Source organism: Nonomuraea sp. NPDC001684, assembly GCF_053596515.1.
In genome coordinates, this window is sequence record NZ_JBSFGJ010000506.1 from 1 (window position 1) to 6,282 (window position 6,282).

The 6,282-nt window shown below is 72.1% G+C and carries 4 protein-coding genes and 1 pseudogene; 2 read left to right on the forward strand and 3 right to left on the reverse strand.

Annotation, left to right across the window (positions count from 1 at the left end; genetic code table 11):
* Positions 1-143: 143 nt before the first annotated feature.
* The gene (locus tag ACWCSD_RS45360; RefSeq protein ID WP_449924745.1) at positions 144-980 is read left to right on the forward strand and encodes an alpha/beta fold hydrolase; all 837 of its coding nucleotides are present in this window, start codon (positions 144-146) and stop codon (positions 978-980) included.
* On the opposite strand, the gene ACWCSD_RS45365 is transcribed toward ACWCSD_RS45360, so the two are convergent.
* The 3 genes from ACWCSD_RS45365 to ACWCSD_RS45375 all read right to left on the reverse strand — a co-directional run bounded on the left by ACWCSD_RS45365 (position 970) and on the right by ACWCSD_RS45375 (position 5,751).
* Positions 970-1,512, reverse strand: a complete 543-nt coding sequence (locus tag ACWCSD_RS45365; protein WP_358293550.1) for a cysteine hydrolase family protein — start codon at positions 1,510-1,512, stop codon at positions 970-972. The two genes, ACWCSD_RS45360 and ACWCSD_RS45365, sit on opposite strands and share 11 nt — an antisense overlap.
* Before the next feature lie 64 nt (positions 1,513-1,576).
* Positions 1,577-3,325, reverse strand: a complete 1,749-nt coding sequence (locus ACWCSD_RS45370) for a glycoside hydrolase family 75 protein (RefSeq protein ID WP_449924749.1) — start codon at positions 3,323-3,325, stop codon at positions 1,577-1,579.
* 17 nt (positions 3,326-3,342) lie between these two features.
* Positions 3,343-5,751, reverse strand: a complete 2,409-nt coding sequence (locus ACWCSD_RS45375; RefSeq protein WP_449924752.1) for a PQQ-dependent sugar dehydrogenase — start codon at positions 5,749-5,751, stop codon at positions 3,343-3,345.
* Positions 5,752-6,062: 311 nt separating this feature from the next.
* Between ACWCSD_RS45375 and ACWCSD_RS45380 the strand changes: the two are divergent.
* A pseudogene (locus tag ACWCSD_RS45380) lies at positions 6,063-6,282 on the forward strand (hypothetical protein); the annotation flags it as partial.

Here is a 6,282-nt window from a genome sequence, read left to right on the forward strand (position 1 = left end):
GTGCCCGCGGCGGCCACGGCGTGCACGATGCGCAGCCGTACGGGGTGCAGCAGCTGCTCGACAGGGTCCATGGCGTAACGATTTCATATGAGATACCGTTATCCAAAATGAAAACGTTCGGTTCGCGGAGCGGAGGAGGCGGCATGCGGGACGTGCCGGGGCGGACGGTGCCGGTGAACGGCCGGCACGTCTATGTCGAGGAGACCGGTGAAGGCCCCTTACCGGTGGTGTTCGAGGCCGGCGGGGGCTGCGGGCGCACCTGCTGGGACGTGGTGACGCCGCTGCTGGCGAGCAGGGCGCGGCTGGTGACCTACGACCGGGCCGGGCGCGGGCGCAGCGGCCCCGCCACCGGGCCGCTCGGCATCGACGACCTGGCGGCCGACCTGGTCGCGATGACCGAGGCCGTCGTGCCGGGGGAGTTCGTGCTGGTCGCGCACAGCATGGGCGGGCTGGTCGCGCGCCGTGCCGCCGAGCTGCTGGGGCCCCGGCTGCGGGGGCTGCTGCTGGCCGACGTCCTGCCGGAGACCTCGCCGGTGTACGACACCTGGGACCGGACAGCCGCGCAGGTCGACCGCGTGATGGCGGTGACGCAGGCGCTCAGCCGGTTCCGTCCGCCGGCGCGGCTGTTCAGCGGGAACGTCCGACGGCTGTTCCCCGCCGACACCTACCGGACCATGCTCGCCGAGGACTTCACCCCCGCCGGGGTCGCCCGGACGCGCCAGGAGATCCGGGCCGTGGCCGCCGCCATCCCGGAGTTCCGGGCGCGCCCCCCTCGGCTGCCGCGCTGCCCGACGATCGTGTTGTCGGTGACCCGCGCCGCCCGAGGGCGGGAGCGCCAGCACGTCGCCAACCGCGAGCACCAGCGCCGCTACGCCGACAGCCTGCCCGACGGGCGCCACGAGGACGTCGTGTCGGGCCATCTGGTCCAGGCCGAGCAGCCGCACCTCGTCGCCGACCGCACAGCCGAGCTCATCGGGTGAAGCAGTCGCCGGACGGGGTGAGCCGGGCGGACATGTTGCGTTCCATCATGTTCAGCGCCGCCTGCCCGAGATCGTGGTGGATGGCCGCCACGCAGTCGGGCGGCACGGTCAGCTCGTAGTGCCGCACGTACGCGTCCAGCGCGCTGTACAACACGCACTGCTCCGTCACCTGCCCGGCCAGGACGACCCGCTCGACCCCGCTGTGCGACAGCAGGTACTCCAGCGACGTGCCGAAGAACGCGCTGTGCCGCACCTTGGGCAGGAACGCGCACCCCGGGGGCGGCAGGACCGGCTGCACCAGGTCCGGCCGCCGGCCCTTCATCGCCCGCTCCTCGATCTCCCGCCGGTCGGCGGCGAAGTCGCCGTAGTTGTCGTTGACGTAGACCAGCTCGACGTCGTCCCGCTCGCGGGCCCGCGCCACCAGGTCCGCGAGCGGCTCGACGATCGGCTCCACCTGCCGGACGAGCAGCTCGGCGTCCTGGTGCTCGTACGGGTTCAGCATGTCGATGACGACCAGTGCAGATCTTGCCATAACCCCTGTCCTGTCCAGCTACCTGCTGTTTTATCCAGGACAAATCAGGGCATGGCGTGGTCGGTCAGTTGGCGTCGATGAACCGCTGGGCGAGGGTCCGGCCCAGCGTCACGGCCTGGGCGTGGTTCTCGATGGCCGCCACCTTCGTCCCGGAGCCGGTGAACGCGATGTACGTGACGCCGGAGTCCGTGCCGCCGTTGCTCGGGTCGGGGTTGATGCCGAGGTCGGCGGCGGTGCGGTAGGAGGCTTCGCCGATGATCCCGGACGGGCCGGTGTCGCCCGTGACCGCGTACTCGACCTGGCCGTTGTAGATGACCGCCACCACCGTCCCGCAGCCGATGCCCTTGGTCCGGTAGTCCCAGATCGAGCTGGGGCTCGGCACCACCACGTACGGGAGCTGCGCGGCGTTGAGCGGCGTGTCCGAGGTGGTGTGGCAGAACGTCTCGGCCTGGAAGCAGCAGTCGGTGCTCTCGTTGCACTGCGCGGTCCGGACGCCGTCGCAGTCGATGTCCAGGTCGCCCTTCCAGAACACGCCGCCGGTCTTGCCGCACACCGCGACGGTCCCGGAGGAGACGTCGGAGTCGGTCTTGTACTTGCCGTTGGAGATCTGGGCGCACGTGGTGACCTTGGCGAGGAGCTGGTCGGCGGTGGGCCCGCCGGTGCCGCCGGTCGTGGTGCCGGTGACCGCGGCGCTGTGCCCGGACTCGTTGCCCGCCGCGTCCACCGCCGTGATCGTGTACGTGTGGGCGGACCCGGCGGCCAGCCCCGCCACCGTGGCGCTCGCGGTGGGTGAGGTCGCCACCACGGTCGTGCCCTCGTAGACGCGGTAGCCGGTGACGCCCACGTTGTCGGTGGAGTCCGTCCAGGCCAGGGAGATGCCGGTGGCCGAGACGCCGGTCACCCGCGGGCTCGCCGGCACGGTGGGCGCCTGGCCGTCGGCGCCGCCGGCGCCGCTGACCGACAACCTGTCCACGTTCGGGCCGCCCTCGGCGCCGGTCCCGGTCGCGCGGACGGTGTTGACGCCGGCGTTCAGCGTCACCGTGGCGCGGACGTCGGCCCAGGTGTCCCAGCCGCCGGTGCCGGGGAAGGCCAGGCCGGCCACCGCCGTGACGCCGTTGACGGCGACGTCCATCGGGCGGCCGGCGGCGGTGCCGTTGGCGTAGCGGAAGGTCAGCGTGTGGCTGCCGGACTCGGCCACGTTGACCGACCATTCGACCGAGCCGCCGGGGGCGTTGACGTAGTCGACGAACCCGGCGCCGGTGTAGCCGGTGTGGTTGGTGGCCACGCTCGCCCCCGTCAGCGTCGCGGCCTCGGCCTGGTACTCGGTGGCCGGGGCGTCGGCGGTCGTGGCCTCCAGGAAGTCGAGGTTGGGGTTGCCGCCCGCGGACGCGGCGGTGACCCGGATCTTGTTGTCGCCCCGGTTCAGGGCGGCGGTGAGGGTCGAGGTCGCCCAGGTGTCCCAGTTGGCGGTCGCGCCGAACGAACGCCCGGCGGACACGACCGTGCCGTTGACGGAGACGTCGGCGACGCGGGCCGAGCCGGTGCCGTTGGCGTACCTGATGGCCAGGGTGGCGGTGCCGGCCGCCGGGGCGTCCACGGTCCACTCCGTGTACGGGCCGGCCGCGTTGACGCTGTTGACGAAGCCGGTGCCGGAGAACCCGGCGTGGTTCGCCTCGACGGCGCCCTGGACGTTGGCGGCGTTCTCGGCCTCGTAGCGCACGGTCGCCGCGCGCGCGGGCAGCGCCACGAGCGCGGAGACGGCCAGGCACGCGGCGGCGACCGGGACGAGGGTGCGTAAGCGGGTTGCGAGCACGGTCACTCCCTCGGGGGTTATTGGATGGCGGAGCGGCGGATCGTGTCGGCGCTGCCGTCGCCGTTGTTGTCGGAGTTGGTCGAGCCGAACCAGATGGCGGCGGCGCCCGGCACCTTCTCGACCAGGCGCAGCCTGCCGTACGTGCCGTTGAAGTAGGAGTTGACCGTCGAGACGTTCTCGCCGTTCAGGACGATGCGCCACAGCCGCTGCCCGCGCAGCGCCGCCATGAAGACCGTGTTGCCGACGATCGCGATGCCGCTCGGCGAGGCCTCGGCGACGCCCCAGGTGTACTTGGGGTTGGTCATGCCGGAGGCGGTGCAGGTGCCCTCGCAGGTGGGCCAGCCGTAGTTCTTGCCGGGCTGGATCAGGTTGAGCTCGTCGCGCGCGGAGTTGCCCAGCTCCGACGACCACAGCCGGCCGGCGGAGTCCCAGGCCAGGCCCTGCGGGTTGCGGTGGCCGTAGCTGTAGACGCGGGTGCCGAACGGGTTGCCGGGCGCGGCGGCGCCGGTCCTGGTCAGGCGCAGGATCTTGCCGTTGAGCGAGTTCAGGTTGGGCGCGTTGGCCGACTGCTGGGCGTCGCCGGTGGTGGCGTACAGGTAGCCGTCGGGGCCGAAGCGGATGCGGCCGCCGTTGTGGTACCGGTTCTTGTCGATGCCCTGGAGGATCGTGGTGTAGCCGCTGAGCGTGCTGCCGTTGAAGTTCATCCTCGCGATGCGGTTGCCCTCGGCGGCGGTGTGCATGAAGAACACCTCCTGGTCGGTCGTGCCGTTCCAGGTGGGGGAGAGGTCCAGGCCCATCAGGCCGCCCTCGCCGTCGGTGGTCTGCACGTTCGGCACGGTCCCGACCTGCGTCTTCGTGCCCGACGGTGTCACCCTGAACACCTTGAACGTGTCCCGCTCGGTGACCAGCGCGAACGAGCCGTCCGGCGTCCAGGAGGCGTCCCAGGGCACGTCCCAGCCGCCCGCGACGGAGGTCGGCGTCTGGGGCACGGTCCCGCACCCGCCGGTGGTGAACGCGGCCGACGCCGCGCTCGGCGCGGAGAGCTGGCCGGCGGTGTCGCGGGCGACGACGTCGAGCTGGTAGGTGCGCGCGCACTCCAGCGGCACGCTCGTGCTGGTGGCGGGCGGTGCGCCGGTGACGGTGGCCAGCACGGCGCCGGAGGCGTGGTCGCGGACCAGGTAGGCGCGCACGCCGCCGTCGTCGGTGGAGGCGGCCCAGGTGACGGTCGCCGACGTGGGCTGGACGCCGCTGACCGCGGGCGTGCCGGGCGGCGAGGGCGGGTCGTCCGGCGGCGCGGGCAGCGTGTGGCAGGCGGCCTCGGGGCTGCTCAGCGAGACGTTGCCGGAGGCGTCCCGGGCGAACACCGACAGCTGGTAGCCGAAGTCGGGGGTCAGCCCGGTCAGCGTAGCCGGCGGCGCGGGGGCGGTGGCGATGAGCTGGCCCTGCTGGTAGATGTCGTAGGCCACGACGCCGATGTCGTCCGTGGCGGGCGGCCAGTCCAGCTTCAGGCTGTTGTGGGTGATCTCGCCGCACACCGGCTGGCCGGGCGCGGTCGGCTTCTGGGTGTCGGCCGGTCCGCTGACGCGCAGCCGGTCGAGGTTGGGGCCGCCGTCCGCGCTGGTCGCGGTGGCCCGTACGGTGTTGGCGCCCGCGTTCAGGGTGGCGTTGAGCGTGACCTCGTTCCAGGTGGTCCACGCGCCGGTGCCGGGGAAGGACCGGGTGCTCGCGGCGCCGTTCACCGAGATGCTCAGCGGCCGGTCGATCGTGGTGCCGTTGGCGTAGCGGAAGGTCAGGCTCTGCGGGCCGGTGGCCGCCGCGCTGACCTGGAACTCGACGTACGAGCCGGTCGCGTTGTCGTAGTTGACGAAGCCGGAGCCGGTGTAGCCGGCGTGGTTGGACTCCACGACGCCCCGCGCGATCGTGGCGGTCTCGGCCTGGTAGTCGGTGAAGCCGCTGACCTGGACGTCGGCGTCGAGGTAGTCCCAGTTGGGGTTGCCTCCGGCGGTGGCGGCGGTGGCCCTGATCGTGTTGGGGCCCGCCTTGACCTGGGCGGTCAGCGTGACCGTGGCCCAGGTGTCCCAGTTCGCGGTGGGGGCGAAGGCGCGGGAGGCGGCCACGACCGAGCCGTTGACGGCGAGGTCGGCGGGCCGGTCGCCGGTGGTGCCGTTGGCGTAGCGCAGGGCCAGCGTGGCGGTTCCGGCGCCGGGCGCGTTGACGGTCCACTCCGTGTAGGAGCCGGCGACGTTGTCGCCGTTCACGAAGCCGCTGCCGGAGTAGCCGGTGTGGTTGGACTCGACGGCTCCCTGCGAGAGCGTCGCGTTCTCGGCCTCGTACCTGGTGGGGGCGGCGTCGGCGGGGCCGGCGGGCACGGCCAGCGCGCCCGCGACCAGCGCGAGGACGCATAACCGGGGCTTCCACGAGTTCATCGGGTGGCTCCTGGGGGGTGAGCGGCTTTTCATCGTGTTCCCACAGGGAGTCACACCCGTCAACAAGTTGTCGATCTTGGAACGCTCCAACTTTAGGAAACTTTACTAACTCGGCCCGGAGGAGACGTCGGAGGTGCTGACGGCCGTGGACAGACATCCGTGCGAGATGTATGCCTGAAGCAGATGGGAGGTCGGACCTGTGATCGTCACCCTTCGGCGGGAGCCCCGCGCCATGCGGCCCGGAAACCGACGTCAACGCTCACCCCCGGCGGCTGGACAGCCGCGCGGTGCTGCCGGGACGATATGTGATCATGGACCAGAACGACCCCGGGGAGCCGCGCCTGCGGCCGGCCGAGCCCGATGACCACGGCCGCATCGTCGCCGTGCTGGACGACTGGTGGGGACGGCCGATCAGCGCCGGGCTGCCGCGCCTGTTCCTCAGAGACCCCACCCTCACGGCCCCTCACCTCAGAGAACCCACCCTCACGGCCCCTCACCTCAGAGAACCCACCCTCACGGCCCCTCACCTCA